At 40.5% G+C, this 19,811-nt stretch carries 18 protein-coding genes; 17 read left to right on the top strand and 1 reads right to left on the bottom strand.

Translation table 11 applies throughout. The features are described from left to right. Window positions 1-20 precede the first annotated feature (20 nt). The 4 genes from D9T12_RS08675 (at window position 21) to D9T12_RS08660 (ending at window position 4,920) form a co-directional block, all read left to right on the top strand. Window positions 21-485, top strand: coding sequence for a rod-binding protein (locus tag D9T12_RS08675; protein WP_130537807.1), 465 nt, complete (start codon window positions 21-23; stop codon window positions 483-485). 73 nt (window positions 486-558) lie between these two features. Beyond that, window positions 559-2,421 carry a flagellar hook-associated protein FlgK gene (gene flgK / locus D9T12_RS08670; protein ID WP_130537806.1) on the top strand — a complete coding sequence of 621 codons (1,863 nt, stop codon included), beginning with the start codon at window positions 559-561 and terminating at the stop codon, window positions 2,419-2,421. A 1-nt stretch (window position 2,422) separates the two neighbouring features. Further along, on the top strand, window positions 2,423-3,448 hold the full coding sequence (gene flgL, locus D9T12_RS08665; protein ID WP_130537805.1) for a flagellar hook-associated protein FlgL: 1,026 nt from the start codon (window positions 2,423-2,425) through the stop codon (window positions 3,446-3,448). Between the two features lie 44 nt (window positions 3,449-3,492). Beyond that, the gene (locus tag D9T12_RS08660) at window positions 3,493-4,920 is read left to right on the top strand and encodes a transglycosylase SLT domain-containing protein (protein ID WP_130537804.1); all 1,428 of its coding nucleotides are present in this window, start codon (window positions 3,493-3,495) and stop codon (window positions 4,918-4,920) included. Between the two features lie 12 nt (window positions 4,921-4,932). Here D9T12_RS08660 and D9T12_RS08655 read toward each other — a convergent pair whose 3' ends face one another. Then, window positions 4,933-5,520 carry a 3'-5' exonuclease gene (locus D9T12_RS08655; RefSeq protein WP_130537803.1) on the bottom strand — a complete coding sequence of 196 codons (588 nt, stop codon included), beginning with the start codon at window positions 5,518-5,520 and terminating at the stop codon, window positions 4,933-4,935. An 82-nt stretch (window positions 5,521-5,602) separates the two neighbouring features. On the opposite strand from D9T12_RS08655, the gene pseB reads away from it, so the two are divergent. The 13 genes from pseB (at window position 5,603) to D9T12_RS08590 (ending at window position 19,695) form a co-directional block, all read left to right on the top strand. Then, a complete protein-coding gene (pseB, locus tag D9T12_RS08650; protein ID WP_130537802.1) occupies window positions 5,603-6,598 on the top strand; it encodes a UDP-N-acetylglucosamine 4,6-dehydratase (inverting) in 996 nt (331 codons plus the stop codon). Between the two features lie 9 nt (window positions 6,599-6,607). Further along, window positions 6,608-7,765, top strand: coding sequence for a UDP-4-amino-4,6-dideoxy-N-acetyl-beta-L-altrosamine transaminase (pseC, locus tag D9T12_RS08645; protein ID WP_130537801.1), 1,158 nt, complete (start codon window positions 6,608-6,610; stop codon window positions 7,763-7,765). Continuing rightward, a complete protein-coding gene (locus tag D9T12_RS08640; RefSeq protein WP_130537800.1) occupies window positions 7,765-8,742 on the top strand; it encodes a sialidase family protein in 978 nt (325 codons plus the stop codon). Before pseC ends, D9T12_RS08640 begins: the two co-directional genes overlap by 1 nt. Continuing rightward, window positions 8,739-9,434: a pseudaminic acid cytidylyltransferase gene (pseF, locus tag D9T12_RS08635; RefSeq protein ID WP_130537799.1), complete on the top strand. Its 696-nt coding sequence runs from the start codon at window positions 8,739-8,741 to the stop codon at window positions 9,432-9,434. Before D9T12_RS08640 ends, pseF begins: the two co-directional genes overlap by 4 nt. Beyond that, entirely contained in the window at window positions 9,431-10,057 is a 627-nt protein-coding gene (locus tag D9T12_RS08630) for a pseudaminic acid biosynthesis-associated methylase (protein ID WP_130537798.1), read from the top strand. The genes pseF and D9T12_RS08630 overlap by 4 nt, the downstream gene beginning before the upstream one ends. Further along, on the top strand, window positions 10,054-11,631 hold the full coding sequence (gene pseG / locus D9T12_RS08625) for a UDP-2,4-diacetamido-2,4,6-trideoxy-beta-L-altropyranose hydrolase (protein WP_130537797.1): 1,578 nt from the start codon (window positions 10,054-10,056) through the stop codon (window positions 11,629-11,631). The genes D9T12_RS08630 and pseG overlap by 4 nt, the downstream gene beginning before the upstream one ends. Then, window positions 11,621-12,670 carry a pseudaminic acid synthase gene (pseI, locus tag D9T12_RS08620; RefSeq protein ID WP_130537796.1) on the top strand — a complete coding sequence of 350 codons (1,050 nt, stop codon included), beginning with the start codon at window positions 11,621-11,623 and terminating at the stop codon, window positions 12,668-12,670. The genes pseG and pseI overlap by 11 nt, the downstream gene beginning before the upstream one ends. A 59-nt stretch (window positions 12,671-12,729) precedes the next feature. Further along, complete coding sequence (locus D9T12_RS08615) at window positions 12,730-15,249, top strand: 6-hydroxymethylpterin diphosphokinase MptE-like protein (RefSeq protein WP_130537795.1); 2,520 nt, start codon at window positions 12,730-12,732, stop codon at window positions 15,247-15,249. A 318-nt stretch (window positions 15,250-15,567) separates the two neighbouring features. Beyond that, entirely contained in the window at window positions 15,568-16,506 is a 939-nt protein-coding gene (locus D9T12_RS08610; RefSeq protein ID WP_130537794.1) for a flagellin N-terminal helical domain-containing protein, read from the top strand. A gap of 73 nt (window positions 16,507-16,579) precedes the next feature. Beyond that, on the top strand, window positions 16,580-17,503 hold the full coding sequence (locus D9T12_RS08605; RefSeq protein ID WP_130537793.1) for a flagellin N-terminal helical domain-containing protein: 924 nt from the start codon (window positions 16,580-16,582) through the stop codon (window positions 17,501-17,503). Between the two features lie 342 nt (window positions 17,504-17,845). After that, the gene (locus D9T12_RS08600) at window positions 17,846-18,769 is read left to right on the top strand and encodes a flagellin N-terminal helical domain-containing protein (RefSeq protein ID WP_130537792.1); all 924 of its coding nucleotides are present in this window, start codon (window positions 17,846-17,848) and stop codon (window positions 18,767-18,769) included. Between the two features lie 39 nt (window positions 18,770-18,808). Next, on the top strand, window positions 18,809-19,225 hold the full coding sequence (locus D9T12_RS08595) for a flagellar protein FlaG (protein WP_130537791.1): 417 nt from the start codon (window positions 18,809-18,811) through the stop codon (window positions 19,223-19,225). A gap of 26 nt (window positions 19,226-19,251) precedes the next feature. Continuing rightward, complete coding sequence (locus tag D9T12_RS08590) at window positions 19,252-19,695, top strand: flagellar protein FlaG (RefSeq protein ID WP_130537790.1); 444 nt, start codon at window positions 19,252-19,254, stop codon at window positions 19,693-19,695. Window positions 19,696-19,811: the final 116 nt, after the last annotated feature.

Here is a 19,811-nt window from a genome sequence, read left to right as displayed (position 1 = left end):
TTACCGGCCGGGAGAAAATTATGGAAAGTTTAAATTCAAATCAGCCAAAAGTGGACACTTCTAAAGACTATATGAATCTTCAGGGGTTGAACGACTTGCGTCAAAAAGCACGTGAAGATGAGCGTGCAGCACTTCGTCCTGTTGCAGAGCAGTTCGAAGCCTTGTTTTTAAATCAGGTTCTCAAAGAATCGAGAAAAGTGAGTTTTGATGATGGCTGGCTAGATGGCAAAGATGCGGATTTCTTCAAGGATTGGCATGACAAACAATTGTCTCAAGATTTGTCTTCTAAAGGTTCACTAGGATTGGCCGATAAAATTGTTGAACAGCTCGCACCTCAGATTGGACTTCAAGCGAACTCAATTGAAGAAGCTGAGAAATTAATTGCATTGAAGCGGCAAGCAGAGTCTGAGTCTAACTCTGTAGAGTCTGCTTCATCCGAGTTAATGACACAGAATGCACTGCAAGCTCGACCTTTTTTGAAATAAGTTAAAATAAGTAGTTAATTCAAAATAGACTTAGAATTTAGAGCCGAGAGTTAGCTCGACTTAGGAGAATGTGATGGCAGACATGTTACAGATTGGTACTCAAGCGGTAAATACATTTAAGCGTGCTTTGGATGTGACCAGCCATAACATTGCAAATGTGGATACTGACGGCTATTCACGACAGCGCGCAGAAATTTCAAGCAACACTCCTAGTGTCGTTGGTATGCAATTTCTTGGTGGTGGTTCCAAAGTTTCGACTATTGAGCGTATTCAAGCAGATTACATTCAACGCCAACTTTACAGTGGACAATCGCTTGTTGAAAAATATGATTCTTCGCTAAGCTTGGCTACTCAGCTGGAAGGTATTATTGCGGGGAATGATGAAGGGGTTCGTGAATTTATGCAGCGAGCCTTTGATAGTATTCAAGAGGTTTCCTCAGATCCGACCGCAACCGCTACTCGTCAAATGTTTTTAGATGAGTTGGATAATCTTGATTCGCATATTAGCAATTTAACTAGCGTTTTAGGTGACTTGCAGAAACAAACAAATGATCAAATTGGTTCATTGACTATTGAAATTAATGATCGGTTGGATGCGGTTCAAAAAATTAACGATCAAGTTGAGCGAGCTTATGCGGTAGGGACTCAAGCCCCTAATGATCTTTTGGATCAGCGAGATCAAGCGATTTTGGAGTTAAGTCAATATATTGACATTAAGACCTATCCACAAGAGGATGGTCAGGTTGACATTTTCTTGTCAGGCGGTGATTTGCCTCTTTTAGCCGACAATAAAAAAACTTATTTGTCGGCAGAGCTTGGTCCTTACAGAGATGAAAACCGTACAGAAATGTATATGAATATCTCTGGTCAGAAAATTATGATTTCAGATCGAATTGAAGGTGGTCAGCTAGGTGGTGTTCTGGATTTTCGTAGCGAGATGTTAGATAAAGCACAAAACGATTTGGGTTTAACTTTAAATGGTATGACTGCGTCAATGAACTGGCAACACTACCAAGGTTGGGATTTGAATGGTGACCCGGGTGAGAGCTTATTCTCTCCTTTAGTCGGTAAGGTTCTAGACAATTCAAATAATGACGACTTAAGCGACGATGGTTCAGGGATTTCGATTATGTTTAACCCTGACACGACTGCTCTGACAGGGCTAAATGGTACGCCTCCTTACAGTGTGAATCCTCAACCAGATTCGTATGGGGAAAAACAAGCATATTTCGATCAAGCGATTAAAGAAATCGGTCAAATGCAACCGCGAGAGTATGAGTTAAGATTTAATTCTGTAACGGATCAATTTGATGTCTTTGATAGAAAAACGAATGAAGCGTTGGGAAGTTTTGATCGAGACGGTACTACAGAGACCTTCATTGATGGCTTTGAATTTAAAGGAGACAATGGGGTTTATAGTCAAGGTGATAAATTTGTTGTGAAACCACATCAGGACATTTTAGAAGATTTTGCTGTGTTGGTTGATGACCCTGATATGGTTGCGGCGAGAGGGCAGTCCCCAGTTGAAACTGGCCTTGTTCCTCCAGGTGTTTCAGGTACTCCATTGTCAAATTCTAGTCCCCCTGAAGCAGCAGCCTATGGTGATAATACCAATATCGCTAATATGGCAGGTTTGCAGTCAAAATCAATTTTATTAAGTGATGCAAATGATCAGGCAACCTCTACTTTATTAGGGGGGTATTCAATTATGTCTGCCAATGTTGGAATGTATGTGAGGAGTTCTGAAATCCAGTTAACGGCTCAAGAAAATGTGTTTCAGCAATTAACTGATCGCCGAGACTCTTTATCGGGCGTCAGTTTGGATGAGGAAGCGGTGAATTTATTGAGATACCAACAAGCATATGATGCATCTGCTCAAATTATCAGTACATCGCAGTCACTGTTCCAAACACTTCTAAGTGTTGTAAGGGGGTAAAATGAGAATTTCAACTAATCAATTTCATAATCAAGGCGTCACCTCCATACAAAAACATCAGGCTGATATCCTTAAAACTTCGCTGCAATTAAGTACGGAAAAGCGAGTTAATACGCCAAGTGATGATCCTGTAGCAATGACGCAGATCAATGCATTGAAACAAACCATGTCGACGATTAATCAATATGCAAAGAATGGTGAGTATGCGAAAAGCCAATTAGTGTTAGAAGAAACCGCGATTTCGGACAGTATTTCTTCCATTCAACGTGCACGTGAATTGGCGATAAAAATGTCGAATGATACTTATAATGAGGCTAACCGAAAGCAAACGGCTGCTGAGGTCGGACAAATTATTGAACAGATGCGTAATATGATGAACTATACCAACTCAGAAGGCGAAAAATTGTTTGCAGGAAGTAATGTTGACGAACCTGAAGCATTTACTGTGGATGTAAATAATCCTGATTTTTACGCTTACGTGGGGAGTCAGAATTCGCCTAATTACGATGTCCAAGCCAATTATGGTTCTCGTTTTGTACAAATCGGTTTCGATGATAACAACTTTTTGGCACCAAATGATTTAGGGGATTCTTCAAGGGTTCGTATTACGGATAATGGGGAACGTGTTTTTGGGGTTCCAGGTGGCCAGACACAGTTTGTAGATGGTACGGGCACTCCTCTAGTTGATCAACCTGACCATAATATATTAAATGTAATGGTTCAATTCCAGAAACATTTAGAATCGGGTGATGCGCCACCAGATGAAATTATTCTGGATATGGATGCTTCATTGGAGAATTTATCTCAAGTAAGGGCTGAGATTGGTGGCCGCCAAAACCGCATCGAATCCCAATATGATGGCGGTGAAATCTTTAAACTGTCTTTGGAAGAGCGCAGAATGACCTTGGAAGATATGGACATAGTTCAAGGAATTACTGATTTGACTAAACAGCAAAATGCTTTGCAGATGGCACAACAAGTCTTCACTCGCGTTCAGGATATGTCACTATTTAACTATTTACGTTAATTGTTTGGCCTTTTATTTGCTAATGCTCAGTATGGAGGCTGAGCATGAGTCAAAATTCTTACATACTAAATCCTTGGATATTGTCGTTCACAACGGTTTTGCTTGTGGGGGCAGCCTATAGCTCTCATTTTTTCCAGTGGAATAGTCTGAATAACTCTCAACCTCATCCTAGTCAAATCATACAAAACGTTTCGTCGCAGACTATCGGAGCTGTTGATGTATCACGTCCGGCTTATTTTAGTGTCCATTCAGAAAACACCATAGCCACCGTTGAGGAATCTGCTGAAAATAATCGTGTTCAAAAGACGACTGACCCAAACCAGTCTGTAAAAAGTCTTCATACTGATTCGTCTCCACAAGAAATAGCTTCCTTAGATTTTAAAGATGATGCGCCTGTTGCATTTAAAAGCACTTCGCTATCAAGGGTTGCGCAGTCAGAACAAATCATTGCACCAAAGCCAATTGACTCAAAACCTGAATACCGTAAAGTGCAGGACTTAGAAGCTTCTAAAGCTATTGTGAAACCGGCTCAACCCAGTTTAGACGAGCTTTTACAAGCGTTAGTCGTGGTTGAGTATCCAGATGAAATTGTACTTGAGTTTGAAAAGTCGCTATTTTCTGAAAACCTCATGAAACAGCTATTAGCTCGGTTTATGCTCAGTCCTGATCCAATGGATAATTATGCATTGTTGCAGTCAACGTTAAATAAATCGCCATTTAGGTTGCGTGAACAACCGCATTATTTCCAACGTATATTAAGTCCATCAAAGCAGCCCATTCGATATCCTGCTCAAGCCTATGCATACGCTGAAAACTTACTTAAAACTCATCGGAATGTTATTGAAGATCAAAATAAAACCTATGTTCAAGTTTCGATTCCACTTTATAGCTTGCTTGATTTAACAGGATCGAAAGCGGTGAAATCTAAAACTTTACCGGCCGGTAAAAAACTTCCGTTTGCTAACTTTGTAGAGCATTTTAGTCGTGAGTTTTCGGTTGATAAAGAGCTTATTTACGCGATTATGGAAGTTGAGAGTGCGTTTAATCCCAAGGCGGTGAGTAAATCTAATGCACTTGGATTGATGCAAATCAAAGCGAATTCGGCAGGTAGGGACGTTTACCAATACGTTGATGGTAAAAATGTTGCGCCATCGAAAGAGGCATTGTTTAACCCTAAGGAAAATATTCGTATTGGTACGGCTTATTTGCAGCTGTTGGATGAATTTTATTTTGCTGATGTAGAAGACAGGGATAAAAGAGAATTACTGGCAATCGCCTCCTACAATGGCGGACTGAATACCGTAATCAAATTATTTGGAAAAAGCTCAGAGTTGGCGATTGAAAGAATTAACGCCTTAAGCAAGCAAAGTGTCTTGCAAAGGTTGATTTATCAGCATCCTTCAGAAGAAACTCGCAACTATGTTCAAAAAGTGACTAGAGCGAAACAGAATTATCGTAAAGTTTTTTCTTAGTGATGTTTCAATCTAAGGGCTCTCATCTGTAAACAGTGTCACTAGCTTTTTAGGATTTTGTTTATGGAGTTGTTTCAGAGATTCATAAAGGCTGAGGGTGTCGTCAAGTGCATTATGCTCTTGAATAGACAAGTCAATGTCAAAGTTTTTAAACAGCTGACCACTAGAAACATTGGTATTTATGCTAAATTGTTCAAATATTGGTCTTAAATCACAACTGTTTAGGTGCTTTAAGCAGATATTGTGGATGTGAGCGGTTTCTTCAAGGACATGTAAATCATTTCCCCAACTATACATTGGCACCTCAAAATTTTCGGAAAATTGATGAATTTCAGAAAACAGTTGTTGCGCAGACAGGCCTTGTTCAATTTGATCTTGGTTTATTTTGGTTAATTCCATGATGTAATTGGAAAGCTGTACATTCTTGATGGGCTTCACAAATGTATGAAATTCATCAATTAAATCAAAGTTTTGGGCCGTGAGATGAAGTTTTTTGGCGGAGAATTGAATGATCTCTTTGTATTCCCAATGTAGACTCCAATTACGTTCTTGGGAGCCTTCCCAAGCGGTAAACTCAGTGTCGTATAAAATAATTTGCATTGAAACCTTTAAAGAAATGATTAAACATGTCGTTAGTAATGATATTCTTTCACAAAAATCAGTATAAAGTGATGTAGATAAAATGTTTGACAATAAATCGATTCTTATTACTGGCGGAACGGGCTCTTTTGGGCATCGCTATGTACAAACGCTGCTTGAGCGTTATCAGCCGAAACGTATCGTGATCTACTCACGAGATGAGCTGAAGCAGTATGAGATGCAACAGAAATTCAATTCACCCCAAATGCGCTATTTTATTGGTGATGTACGTGATGCAGATCGTCTAAACCAAGCGATGGCTGGAATCGATTTTGTGATTCATGCGGCGGCCCTCAAACACGTTCCAGTTGCAGAGTACAACCCGATGGAATGTATTAAGACCAACATTATGGGTGCGGAAAATGTCATTCAAGCCGCATTGGCAAACAAAGTCGAAAAAGTGATTGCCTTGTCGACCGACAAAGCGGCGAACCCAGTAAATTTGTATGGTGCAACAAAACTGGCTTCCGATAAGTTATTTGTGGCGGCAAATAATATTGCCGGCAAGCTCCCAACCAAATTTTCCGTGGTTCGTTATGGCAATGTGGTGGGCTCTCGTGGTTCGGTCGTACCATTTTTTCAAAAATTGATCGATGAGGGAGCAAATCGTTTACCGATTACCGACACTCGTATGACAAGATTTTGGATTACCTTGCAACAGGGTGTTGACTTTGTTCTGAAGAATTTCGAGCGCATGGAAGGGGGTGAAGTATTTGTTCCTAAAATCCCTTCGATTCGAATTATGGATTTGGCGCAGGCAATGTTGCCAAATGGAGAACATGAAATTGTGGGTATTCGTCCGGGCGAAAAATTGCATGAGATCATGTGTCCAGAAGACGATGCAAATCACACGTATGAATTTGCAGATCATTTTGTGATTGCACCGACCATTACCTTTACCTCTCGCGGCAATGACTATTCATGCAATGCGCTCGGTGAAAAAGGGCAATTGGTTGAAGAAAGTTTTGCCTACTGTTCCGGTGATAATCCTGATTTTTTGAGTGTTGAGCAAATCCAACACTACAATGCAATTCGCTAAAGAGTTCTAATGATTCCTTATGGTCGCCAGTCGATTGATGCTGCTGACATTGAAGCAGTCGTTGAGGTTTTAAATTCCGACTTTCTTACCCAAGGCCCCAAGCTCCCGGCATTTGAGCAAGCGGTTGCTGATTATTGTGGGACTCAGTTCGGAGTGGCAGTCAATAGTGCGACTTCCGCACTGCATATTGCTTGTTTGGCATTGGGTTTAGGCAAAGGTGATTGGTTGTGGACTTCACCCAATACCTTTGTAGCATCCGCAAATTGTGGACTTTACTGTGGCGCTAAGGTCGATTTTGTTGATATTGACCCTCAAACTTACAATCTGTGTTCAGATGCGCTTGAGCAAAAACTTATTAAAGCCAAAGCTAATAACTGCCTGCCGAAAATTGTTATTCCAGTCCACTTTGCTGGCCAGTCGTGCGATATGCAGCGTATACGGCAGCTATCTCAAGAATACGGCTTTAAAGTTATCGAAGATGCTTCGCACGCGATCGGTAGTCAATATCTTGACCGGCCGGTAGGGAATTGTCAGTTTTCCGATATTACGGTGTTTAGCTTCCATCCAGTGAAAATTATTACGACTGCTGAGGGTGGTTTAGCGACGACAAATGATGCAAAACTTGTCGAGAAAATGCAGCAATTACGCAGTCATGGTGTTACGCGTGACGAACATTTGATGCGTAAAGAGCCTGAAGGGGCTTGGTATTATCAGCAAATAGATTTGGGTTTTAACTATCGAATGACAGAGCTGCAAGCGGCTTTAGGTTTAAGTCAAATGCAGCATTTAGATCAATTTGTTGCAAAACGTCATGAGCTGGCAAAAATCTATTTTGAAGCCTTTGCCAACACAGATTTGATTTTGCCGTTTCAATCGGATGATTCTTATTCTTCTTTCCATCTGTTTCCAATTCAACTACCTCAAAGACTCAACCGTCGAGAAGTGTTTGAACAGCTTCGAGCACAAGGTATCGGTGTGAATGTGCATTATATCCCCGTGCATACTCAACCGTATTATCAGCAGTTTGGTTTTAAATTGGGTGATTTCCCCAATGCGGAAAATTATTATCAGCACGCGATTAGTTTGCCTCTGCACCAAACGCTTGAGCCTCAAGAGCAGGCGTTTGTCATTACAACCGTGTTACAAATTTTAGCGAAAGGTGGGTAATGCAAGTCATCCCTCTTTGGCAGTCTGAAAATCATAGTGCTTTTACCGATTTAAGCTTTTTCAATGGCCAGTGGTTTTGTGTTTTTCGTGAAGGTTCTACCCACATGTCACTGGATGGTCAAATTGTAGTTTTGTCATCTAATGATGCGAAAACTTGGCAGGAACATAGTCGTTTAAGTTGGCAAGGTGGAGATTTAAGAGATCCAAAATTAAGTATTCGACCAGATAATGAATTAATCCTAACTGCGGGAATTCGATGGGCGGTGTACTCGATGGCTAAAAGTCGACTGTATTCTGTGGCATGGAAATTGGAACAACAGTTAGGGGAAAGCATTTGGTCACAGCCGCTTCTGGATGTAACCAGCGAAGGTACATGGCGCTGGGCAGTGACTTGGCATCAAGGCAAAGCCTATAGCGTTGGTTATGGTGGCAATGATTTAAATGGCTGTTTGTATCGCTCAGACGATGGATTGCATTGGCAAAAATGGGTGGAAGACTTTTTCCCAGACTTACAGGTTTTCACGAATGAAAGCTCCTTGTTATCTGACGGTGAAAATTTGTGGTGCTTAAGCAGGAGGGATGCGCCGAATGGTGGAAAGGCTGTGTTGGCAAACTCTACCGGCCGGTTAAAAAATTGGAATTGGCAAGTGCTTGCTAAACATATTGGAGGCCCCAAGCTGGTTACACTCTCCAACGGTGAGTGTGTTGTCGCAGGCCGCTATATTAATTTTAAGCGCTGGACCGCCAAAACGAATCTCTATAAACTCAATAAAAATACCGGCCGGTTAAAGCTTTGGCGGACTCTGCCAAGTTATGGTGATTGCAGCTATCCGGGAATGGTTGAAAAAGATGAAAAATTATACGTTAGTTATTACTCCTCTTCTCGTTTCGGAAAGGAAGACAATGCGCCTCAAGCAAATGTATTTCTAGCCGTTATCCCTCTTATACAAACCAAAAGAAGTAGGTCATTTAAATGAAAATCTGTGTGATTCCTGCACGTGGTGGTTCCAAAAGAATCCCGAGAAAAAATATTAAAGAGTTTGCTGGGAAGAGAATGATTTGCTACGCGATTGAAGCGGCTAAAAAAGCAAATATTTTTGATGAAATATACGTGAGCAGTGAATCTATAGAAATACAAGATATTGCTGAGGAAGCTGGCATTTCTGTGATTCAGCGCCCTGAAGAATTAGCAGACGATCATACAACAACCAATGCGGTTATTGCTCATGCTATTGAGTATCTTGGTTCTATTGGAAAATCCTGTGATTTAGTTGCCTGTATCTATCCTTGTGTTCCCTTTATTCGTGTTGAAGACTTACAAGAAGCTTATCGAATTATCGATGAAAGTTTAGAGCCTAGTTATGTTTTTCCTGTTACCGAATTTCCATCTCATGTTAAGCGTGCTTTACAAAGAGACTCTTTAGGAAAAATGAGTCCTCTATTTCAAGAAAACACTTTTAAAAGAAGCCAAGACTTAGAGAAAGTTTATTACGATGTCGGCCAATTTTATATAGGTACTGTTGATGCATGGCTCTCTGGCAAGAGTCCCCATGAAATAGGGGCAGGAATGGTGATTCCACATTGGCGAGTTGTTGATATTGATACACCAGAAGATTGGTTTTTTGCTGAGTTGATTTACGAGGCTCTAGTACAAAGAGGGAAATTATGACATTTAAGACAGAACAAGAAGCTTTTTGGGCAGGAAGTTTCGGTGATGATTATATAGAACGAAATCAAAGTAAGGAATTACTCGCGGCAAATTTGGCCTTCTTTTCAAAAGTATTCGCAGCCACTCGAGATGTTTCTTCGGTACTAGAAATGGGTGCAAATGTTGGTATGAATTTACGTAGTCTATCTGCTCTAATGCCAAATGTAAGCCTAAACGCGATTGAAATTAACCCCAAAGCCGCAGAGCAATTGAGAAAATCAAGTTTTATTGAGAATGTTTTTGAAGGGTCGATTTTAGAATATCCCGTGAATCAAAAATTTGATTTGGTATTTACCAAAGGGGTAATGATTCATTTATCCCCTGATGTTTTGAATGATGTTTACGACAAAATGGTGGCTTTGAGTAATCGCTATATTCTTGTGGCTGAATATTACAGTCCGTCTCCGACCTCAATTCCTTATCGAGGTCATAGTGATAAGTTGTTTAAACGAGATTTTTCTGGGGAGCTCATGGACCGACATCCAAATGTCCGTTTGCTGGATTATGGTTTTCTATATCGTCGTGATCAAAACTGGCCACAAGATGATATTAACTGGTTTTTAATGGAAAAAACTTCCGAGTGAAAGTCGTTTTTAGAGTCGATGCCTCTATAAAAATAGGCACTGGGCATGTCATGCGATGTTTAACTCTAGCGGCTGTCCTGCGTGATCAAGGAATTGATGTGCTGTTTTTATGCCGGCCACATTCTGGTCACCTGATTCAATTAATAGAACAAAAGGGGTATGAGGTTGCAAGGCTAGCTCAACCGAATAGTTATTCCGATGAGACTCTATTTCATTCTGATTGGTTGGGCGTAACGCAACAGCAAGACGCTGAGCAGTGCGCCCAGTTTTTGCATAATAAACCCGTTGATTGGTTGATTGTTGATCATTATGCATTAGATAAAAATTGGCAAACACAACTTAAACCGTATTGTGAAAAATTGATGGTAATTGATGATTTAGGTGATCGGGAACATTTGTGTGATTGGTTACTCGATCAGAATTATGGCGCCACGACGGCAAAATATCAACATTTAGTCCCAGACCATTGTCAAATTTTAGCGGGTGCAGACTATAGCTTATTGCGCTCAGAGTTTGCTGAGTGGCGAGATTACAGCTTGAATCGCCGTACAGATAAGAACACGGTAGAGAATATCTTGATCACGATGGGCGGTGTTGATCCAGATAATTACACTGGGAAAATTCTTGCTCAGATGAGCAATGTTCCCTTATCAGGACAAGAGAAAATTATTGTTGTAATGGGGGCGAACGCACCACACTTGCAAACGGTTCAATACCAAGCCGCAGCCATGCCTTTTGATATTGAAATCAAAACCAATGTCGCGAATATGGCCGAAATTATGGCCAATGCCGATATAGCGATTGGCGCGGCAGGGTCAACGACTTGGGAACGTTGTTGTTTAGGTTTACCGACGATTCAGCTGGTGATTGCCGAAAATCAGCGTCAAATTGCCGAAGCCTTATCTTCAATTAATGTAGTGCAAATTTTAGATGAGGTATCGTTTTTGCCGAAAGTTGTTCGAGATGCGTTAAATCAGTTGAAAGATTTGACTGAGAACAGTTCACGATTAGTTGATGGTCAAGGTGCGAGTAGAGTTACAAATATGCTGAGTCAGAGCTATCAAAACCAAGAAGGACATGTATTCTTTCCTTACACTGCTTTAACGCCTAAACAATCGTTATTTGTTTTGGCAATGCGTAATCATGAAAGCATTCGCAAATGGATGCATCAACAGAAAATGATTACAGAATCTGAACATTTGGCTTTTGTAGGCTCTTTGAAATCACGAATTGACCGACGTTTTTTTATGGTGCAGCGGGCAGAAAAAATCATCGGTACCCTTAACTTTACTGATATTGACAATGAACAGCGTCGTGCTGAATTTGGTATTTTTGCTAACCCCTTTTTGGCAGAGAAAGGACAAGGTACGGCTTTGATGATTTTAGCGCTAGATTATGCGCTAAAGATTTTGAAATTAAACGAATTAGACTTAGTTGTTTATGATGATAATTATGCTGCAATATGTTTATATAAAAAATTCGGATTTATTGAAACGTATCAAAGTCAGCAGGAATCAAAGACTCTTATTCATATGACAAAACAGTTAACTGAGAGCATACCCTATGAAAATTAATGGCCGTAATATTGGCATTGATTATCCTCCCTATGTCATAGCAGAAATGTCCGCGAATCATAACAGGGATATAAACAATGCTTATAAAATTATTGATATGGCAAAAGCACAAGGGGCGGATGCGGTTAAATTGCAAACCTATAAGCCAGATACGATTACATTAAATATGAAGACTCCTGAGTTTATGATTGAAGGTGGCCTTTGGGATGGTCAAAGTTTATATGAACTCTATGAAAATGCCTATATGCCTTGGGGTTGGCATAAACCATTATTTGATTATGCACGTGCAAAAGAGATCACGATTTTTAGCTCTCCGTTTGACACTACGGCGGTAGACTTACTTGAAGATTTGAATGCGCCTGCATACAAAATCGCTAGTTTTGAGGCGGTGGATTTACTGTTAATCAAATATGTTGCGCAAACTGGAAAGCCAATGATTATTTCTACCGGTATGGCAGATGCACAAGAAATTGCCGAGGCGATAGAAGCCGCGAGAGATGGTGGTTGTAAAGAGTTAGCTATTCTCCATTGTGTGAGTGGTTATCCGGCACCCGCAGAGGATTACCACTTGAATACATTGTTGGATATGCAGCAACGTTTTAATTTGCCTGTTGGGTTGTCAGATCATACTTTGGATAATACAACTGCGATTTCAGCGGTTGCGCTTGGGGCATGTATTATTGAGAAACATGTTACTCTTGACCGAAAGGGTGGCGGCCCTGATGATAGTTTTTCTCTAGAACCTAATGAACTTGGGGAACTGTGCAGAGGCGCTAAAACCGCCTGGCAAGCCCTTGGTAAGGTTGATTATGGTCGAAAATCCAGCGAACAAGGCAATGTGAAATTTCGCAGATCGTTGTATTTTGTAAAAGATGTCAAACAGGGAGAGATCCTTACAGTTAAAAATGTTAAGAGTGTTAGGCCAGGATACGGTGTATCACCAAAATGCCTTTCAAAGATTTTAGGAAAAAAAGCGCCTGAAGATTATAACTATGGGCAAGCACTTACAGAAAAAGTGATGCAAAGAATCATCGAATAATAAGACTCATCCAAAAAATTTCAATGTGAGACCTTCTCTCACTGTCAATAAAAAAATGAATGGTTGTAAAAGTGGAAGACTTAGATTTAAAAGACACAGTGTCAAATGCATACGGCGAGACGTTCTATAAAGCAGTCAATCATTTGGCTTTTGCCAATGAGGCCTCTGAAGATATATTTAATCCTTTGTTTAATGAATATCTTGAGGATCAAGAAGCCCTGTATGTGGTGATAGGTACGGATTCTGGCTTATTAAAAAAGTATTTCGAAACCAAACGCCAACATACGTTTTCAAATTTCTTATTTATAGAGTTTGATGAAGTGCTAAAGGCCCTTGATCAAGATGTGGATACCTATGAATCGATTGAGGATAAAGACAAACACATTTGGACATTTAATCAAGATTTTGATTTTTATCAGCTGAATCGAGTCTTTGGATCTTATGTCATTCGCCGGCGGGTGCATTTAATCAAGTCTCTAGCCGTGATGGATTCTAAGATAGATTCACCCTATGGAAAGTTATGGGAAGAGTTTGAGGTCGCATACAGTCACTACATCCGCTCTGAACTCAATAGTCAAAGTGCCAAAGTATTTGAAGAACAACGGTTACTGAATTTGGCTGATAACTTGATACCGGCAAGAGAAATGGGAGAAAAGTTAGAAGGTCGTGATGCAATTATTCTAGGTGGTGGGCCCACTTTGGATGATGCCATTGTTTGGGTTAGAGAGAATCAAGATAAGCTCATTATTTTTGCTGCTGCTCGAATTGCCAAACGAATGGAAAAGGAAGGGATCTTGGTGGACTTTTTTGTAACAGTTGATCCGTTTCCTTGGAGTTTTGATAACTCAAAAGCTGTTTTGTCACACTCTGAGTACAGTATTTTAGTGCACAGTTTTCATGCGCAACGCCGGCTAATTAGTCAATGGAAAGGTTTGTCTTGTTATTTAGGGCAAAGATTTGGTTGGAAAGAAGAAAGTGATGAGTTGAATTATGACGGGCCGGGTCCAACGGTCACCAATACGGCTTTGCATATTGCTGCAACCATGGGGGCAACACGCTTATTTTTGTCGGGAATAGATTTCTGCTACGCAAAAGGTCAAACGCATGAATCAACCAGTGTTGAAGCCCAACATAAAGATACTGTCGCGCATCACGGAAAAGCGATGCTTGAGGATAATGCTGGCAATATGACCGAAACAGGGGATGATTTTTATTCTGCAAAAATAGCCATGGAGAGCATGATTCGTTTTTATCTGCTCCACAAGCCAAATTTAGAATTTATCAGTTTAGGTTTACATTCAGCCAAAATGGAAAATGTTACTTACCGGCCGGTTGAATCTATTAAACTGGATAAACCCCTCAAATCTGAGTTAATGGATGAGATAAAAGTTGAGCTCACCTTGTCTCAAGATGAGCGGGTGAGCCTGGTTACAGAAACACTGGATATTATAAAAAAACAGCAAAAACGTTTTAAAAAGCTTTTTGAGATTTCTCGTGAGGGAGAGAGACTTTCAGAAAAGGTCTACGATAAAAAAGGCCAGATTCAGAATAATAATGTTAAGAAAATCAAAAAACTGCAGAAGAAAGTTAATTTCTATGTGGGTCAAGATGGGAATTTTATAACCAGTTATCAGGCCGCCATCTTTTCAGAATCATTCAGGCCGATTGAGGATGAGAGTGCCATGACGAATGAAGAGGTGATTGGGCAGTTAAAAGCATTTTTTGGAGGAATGAAAACGATCAGTCAAGCATTGAGCAATTTAATTGAACAATCGATTCAGCGCACTGAGTTGCGGTTGGGAGAATTGCAAAACAAAATACTGCCAGTTGAGCTTTTTGAGCAATGGAAAAAATGGGGTGAGTTTGGACGTTCACTTCAATGGCGAGAATGGCATGATACACAGACTTTAGATGATAAGAATTTGCAAGTCTTAAATAAAGCAGTCGATGCTTTTAAAAGTGAATTTGATGCAACAGATCATCAGTATCAAAAGATGCTTGATCAAAACGTAAACAACGTTTCGAAGATCTTGGCCCGTGCGAATAATGCGTTTGCTAAGAATAATTTGACTGAAATTGAGACCATCATTGATCACGTAGCTGGATTTAAAGAAGATAATAGATCGCAGCAACAAGATTTTTTGTCTTTGTTGAAGGGCATGGCCGAAGAGTTAAAGGGTAATTCTGTTGAAGCTTTTAATCTCTATGAGCCTATTCAGCTTCCTGCACTTCGTCACTTGGCGTTGAAAAAAATGTTACCCATTGCTGTCAATCTCGAAGACTACTCTGTGGCTTTAGAAGTTTTAGAGAGGTTGGTTAAGATTAACTTAGACTATATGTTGCCCTATGCGGATATGTTAAAAGTCTTGGGAAATCAGAATGGAGCAATAGAGGTTTTACAGATGTATTTGGAAAAACATCCGGATAAGATTTCGGTGAAGAATAAACTCGCTGCCTTGTATATTCAGTCAAATCAAAAAACTGAAGCACAAATGTTGATATCTGAAGTGCTAGAGCATGATTCGAATAATACTGCCGCTTTAACGATGCAAGAACAATTACTTCAAACAACACACTGATTTTCGGAATCAATCAAAGTTTACTACCGGCCGGTAAAAAGTAGTTTTTACCGGCTTTTTTGTTTTTCGTAGGCCGAAAGTCGTTTTTTTATTCAAGTTTCTAGGTTTTACGCCGTTATAAATAATAACCCACAATTTATCTTCTGTTTTTACCTGTCTAACTAATTGAAATTTAATAAAAAATTTCAAAAAAAATCTAAAGAAAATCCCTTGTTGTTCGTTAACTAAATTGAAGGCGGGAAACACTGCCTTAATTTAAAAAATAATGATTTTTTACACAAGTAATTAAGTGATCAAACATCACAAGGGAGAACTATCATGGCAATGGTAATCAACACAAATATGGCTTCACTAAACGCGGTTCGTACACTTGACAGCACGTCTCGTCAACAGTCGGATGCAATGGAGCGTTTAACTTCAGGTCTTCGTATTAATAAATCAGCAGATGATGCAGCGGGTCTTGCGGTTGCAACTGGGATGACAACTCAAATCATGGGTACAGACCAAGCAATTCGTAATGCAAATGACTCAATCGGTATGTTGCAAACACTTGATGGCGCTACCGAAGAAGTCATGGACATGCTGCAACGTATGCGTGAGCTAGGTATTCAGTCAATGAACGGTACCTACAACGATGATAACCGTCTTCAAATGCAAGCTGAGGTTAAACAGCTACAAAGTGAAATTCAGCGAATTGCCGATACCACTAAATTCAATGGTATGAATATCATGAATTCAAGTTCGTTCGGTTCTGCCGCAGTCGCTGCGACCTTTGCTACAACCAGTGCAGGGGCACTATCGGTTGCTGGTGATAACGCATCCGCTTTCAAAGCACATGTGGGTTGGGAAGCTGGCTCAGACAATCGAATTGCAGTTCCTTTACTTAACTTCTCATCACTATCAGCCATTCAAGCGACTGTTCGCTTGCACTCAACCGGTGCTGCTGGAAGCGGTCTAACTTATGGTTCGGGTGTAGCAATCGCCTCACAAGCTGTAGCGGTGATTGATACAGCAATCTCAGTGTTAAATAACATGCGTTCAAACTGGGGTGCTCTTCAAAACCGTTTGGAATCAACGGTGTCGAATTTACAGAATGTAAATGAAAACATCAATGCATCACGCTCACGCATCATGGATGCAGACTTTGCTCAAGAAAGTGCAAACTTGGCTCGAACTCAAGTTCTTCAGCAGGCAGGTATGAGTATGCTTTCTCAAGCGAATCAGCAATCGCAGCAAGTTATGTCACTACTGCAATAAGCTGAATAATATTGACGGTGTTGAGACTTAAGCTTCAAGGCACCTGATACATACAAGGAAAAGGAGATATATCATGGCAATGGTAATCAACACAAATATGGGTGCCATCAACGCCCAACGTACCTTGGATCAAACTTCTCGTGAACAATCCGTATCAATGGAACGTTTGACTTCAGGTTTAAGAATCAACAAAGCGGCAGATGATGCTGCGGGTCTTGCGGTAGCAACTGGAATGACCACTCAAATCAAAGGGACTGATCAAGCAATCCGAAACGCTAATGACTCAATTGGTATGCTTCAGACGCTTGATGGTGCGACAGAAGAAGTTGTCAATATGTTGCAACGTATGCGTGAATTGGGTGTTCAATCCATGAACGGTACCTACAACAACGACAACCGTAAACAGATGCAAGCAGAGTTTAGTCAGCTTCAGGAAGAAATCCAACGTGTCGCTGATACTACCAAATTCAATGGCATGAACATCATGAATGCATCATCATTTGGTTCCGCTGCGGTAGCGGCTACTTTTGCCAATACAAGTGCTGGTGCTTTATCGGTAGCTGGAGATAATGCATCTGCGTTTAAAGCACATGTTGGATGGGAAGCCGGTTCAAATAACCGAATTGCTGTCGCAATGCTTAACTTCTCGACTTTAAGTGCAATTGGTGCGGCGGTTACGTTGCAGAGTGGTATTTCAACCTATGGTTCAGGTGTTGCTCTTGCTTCAACTGCGCTTACAGCCATTGATGGTAGCTTGTCGGTCATCAAAAACATGCAAGCACATTGGGGGGCTTTGCAAAACCGATTGGAATCTACTGTCTCGAATCTACAAAATATTAATGAGAACATTCAAGATTCTCGTTCATCGATTCAGGATGCAGACTTTGCAAAAGAAAGTGCCAACCTTGCTCGAACTCAGGTTCTACAACAAGCGGGTATGAGTATGTTGTCACAGTCTAATCAGAGCTCACAAAATGTATTGAGCTTAATTAGATAGTCTGTACCGTTAGGAGTGTTTTTCAAGGCTTTAGGTTAACCGCTTAGAGTCTTGATGAAACAAGCCTGAAATACGATTTGTTTAATTCCCTTGTGTTAGCCGTATTGAATGAAATGCGGCTTTTTTTATTCCGAAATTCCCATAATAAATCTCCTTTTAAAAAAAAATTAAAAAAATTCTAAAGTTCTCTATTTATTGCCGTTAAGGGATATAGGAAAAGTCTAAAAGAATTTTCCGAAGGTAAAAATATTACTAGTATGGCGTTCACAAGACGACTCAATACTAGAAACATTCTCGAAAGCTTTCTTTAGATTTTGAGAGATTGTAAAAAGGAGATATATCATGGCAATGGTAATCAACACAAATATGGGTGCCATCAACGCCCAACGTACCTTGGATCAAACTTCTCGTGAACAATCCGTATCAATGGAACGTTTGACTTCAGGTTTAAGAATCAACAAAGCGGCAGATGATGCTGCGGGTCTTGCGGTAACAACCGGTATGACCACACAAATCAAAGGGACTGATCAAGCGATCCGAAACGCCAATGACTCAATTGGTATGTTACAGACACTTGATGGTGCGACTGAAGAAGTTGTCAATATGTTGCAACGTATGCGTGAGTTGGGTGTTCAATCCATGAACGGTACCTACAACAACGACAACCGTAAACAGATGCAAGCAGAGTTTAGTCAGCTTCAGGAAGAAATCCAACGTGTCGCTGATACTACCAAATTCAATGGCATGAACATCATGAATGCATCATCATTTGGTTCCGCTGCGGTAGCGGCTACTTTTGCCAATACAAGTGCTGGTGCTTTATCGGTAGCTGGAGATAATGCATCTGCGTTTAAAGCACATGTTGGATGGGAAGCCGGTTCAAATAACCGAATTGCTGTCGCAATGCTTAACTTCTCGACTTTAAGTGCAATTGGTGCGGCGGTTACGTTGCAGAGTGGTATTTCAACCTATGGTTCAGGTGTTGCTCTTGCTTCAACTGCGCTTACAGCCATTGATGGTAGCTTGTCTGTCATTAAAAACATGCAAGCGTACTGGGGTGCTGTACAAAACCGTATGGAATCCACTGTATCGAATCTACAAAACGTGAATGAAAATATTATGGACTCTCGTTCATCAGTGATGGATGCAGATTTTGCGAAAGAAAGTGCCAACCTTGCTCGAACTCAGGTTCTACAACAAGCTGGTATGAGTATGTTGTCGCAGTCCAATAGTAACTCTCAAAACGTTCTCTCGCTACTTAGATAGTTGAGGGCGCTGATGAGTAGCACATAGGGGTGAAAGATTATGGATATTCAAAATGTTTCCAACAATATTTTCTCCCCTTCTGCTCAAAAAGTAACGGAAGTTACTCAGCGTGTAGAAGGGGGAGACCCTAAGAGTTCTATCGGTTCATTAAAACCAAATCAAGGTGATCAAAGTAACGTGAGCCCAAGTCTTGAGGTGCTTAAAACCAAGGTTGATGAGTTAAATCAAGCATTAAAGGCGAGCGATCAACAGATTACATTTGGTTTGGATGAAACGACCCAATCACCTGTTATACAGGTGAAAGATCGTTCAACCAATGAACTCATTCGACAATTGCCCTCTGAAGATAGTCTGAAAATGATGCAACAGATTCAAGAATATCTTGATAGGGCCCAACCTACTGGGAGTCTGAATAAAGAGAGTTTGACAGGGAACTTATTCAATGAAATCATATAAATGTGGACATTGAAGGGGAGGCTGTTATGGCAGAAATCAATCTCTTACAAACCAGTCAAATTTCAAGCAGTTTGTCAAAAACTGAACAGACTCCTGTTGCTTTGCGAGAAGCGTCAACTTCTAAAGCTGAAAAACTTACCTCTACAGAGGAGAGTTTACCGGCCGGTGAGAATGTTGATTCTTCTCAAAAGGCAGCTTCTCAAGTTGGATCTGAAGAGTTAAGTTCGATGATGGACACTCTGAATGCTCAACTTGAAAAGCTTAATAACTATTTACGTTTCGAAAAAGATGAAGATACCGAAAAAATGGTGGTGATGATCAAAGATTCGGAAACTAACGAGATTATTCGACAAATTCCTTCAGAGGAGTTTCTTGCTGTGTCAAAAAATATCTCGGCTTATTTAGAGGCTCGGAAACAATTGCCAGATGGTGGTTTTCCGCTGGGTCTTATTACCAACAATAAGGTTTAACCAGTTCCCTTGTGTGTTTAGCGGTCTTTATGGCCGCTTTTTTTGTTTAAGCTTTTACAAAAACGGCCGATAATAAAAGTATAAGAATAATAATCTGTGCACTTGGCATAAATTCT

Source organism: Thiomicrorhabdus indica, from assembly GCF_004293625.1.
GTDB lineage: Bacteria > Pseudomonadota > Gammaproteobacteria > Thiomicrospirales > Thiomicrospiraceae > Thiomicrorhabdus > Thiomicrorhabdus indica.
The sequence above is the reverse complement of the archived record's forward strand: the minus strand, read 5'-3'. Positions and strand labels throughout refer to the sequence as shown.

Excerpts from the sequence above, each read along its gene's own strand:
- D9T12_RS08675 (WP_130537807.1), top strand. The coding sequence starts at position 21 with ATGGAAAGTTTAAATTCAAATCAGCCAAAAGTGGACACTTCTAAAGAC.
- flgK (WP_130537806.1), top strand. The coding sequence starts at position 559 with ATGGCAGACATGTTACAGATTGGTACTCAAGCGGTAAATACATTTAAG.
- flgL (WP_130537805.1), top strand. The coding sequence starts at position 2,423 with ATGAGAATTTCAACTAATCAATTTCATAATCAAGGCGTCACCTCCATA.
- D9T12_RS08660 (WP_130537804.1), top strand. The coding sequence starts at position 3,493 with ATGAGTCAAAATTCTTACATACTAAATCCTTGGATATTGTCGTTCACA.
- D9T12_RS08655 (WP_130537803.1), bottom strand. The coding sequence starts at position 5,520 with ATGCAAATTATTTTATACGACACTGAGTTTACCGCTTGGGAAGGCTCC.
- pseB (WP_130537802.1), top strand. The coding sequence starts at position 5,603 with ATGTTTGACAATAAATCGATTCTTATTACTGGCGGAACGGGCTCTTTT.
- pseC (WP_130537801.1), top strand. The coding sequence starts at position 6,608 with ATGATTCCTTATGGTCGCCAGTCGATTGATGCTGCTGACATTGAAGCA.
- D9T12_RS08640 (WP_130537800.1), top strand. The coding sequence starts at position 7,765 with ATGCAAGTCATCCCTCTTTGGCAGTCTGAAAATCATAGTGCTTTTACC.
- pseF (WP_130537799.1), top strand. The coding sequence starts at position 8,739 with ATGAAAATCTGTGTGATTCCTGCACGTGGTGGTTCCAAAAGAATCCCG.
- D9T12_RS08630 (WP_130537798.1), top strand. The coding sequence starts at position 9,431 with ATGACATTTAAGACAGAACAAGAAGCTTTTTGGGCAGGAAGTTTCGGT.
- pseI (WP_130537796.1), top strand. The coding sequence starts at position 11,621 with ATGAAAATTAATGGCCGTAATATTGGCATTGATTATCCTCCCTATGTC.
- D9T12_RS08615 (WP_130537795.1), top strand. The coding sequence starts at position 12,730 with ATGGTTGTAAAAGTGGAAGACTTAGATTTAAAAGACACAGTGTCAAAT.
- D9T12_RS08610 (WP_130537794.1), top strand. The coding sequence starts at position 15,568 with ATGGCAATGGTAATCAACACAAATATGGCTTCACTAAACGCGGTTCGT.
- D9T12_RS08605 (WP_130537793.1), top strand. The coding sequence starts at position 16,580 with ATGGCAATGGTAATCAACACAAATATGGGTGCCATCAACGCCCAACGT.
- D9T12_RS08600 (WP_130537792.1), top strand. The coding sequence starts at position 17,846 with ATGGCAATGGTAATCAACACAAATATGGGTGCCATCAACGCCCAACGT.
- D9T12_RS08595 (WP_130537791.1), top strand. The coding sequence starts at position 18,809 with ATGGATATTCAAAATGTTTCCAACAATATTTTCTCCCCTTCTGCTCAA.
- D9T12_RS08590 (WP_130537790.1), top strand. The coding sequence starts at position 19,252 with ATGGCAGAAATCAATCTCTTACAAACCAGTCAAATTTCAAGCAGTTTG.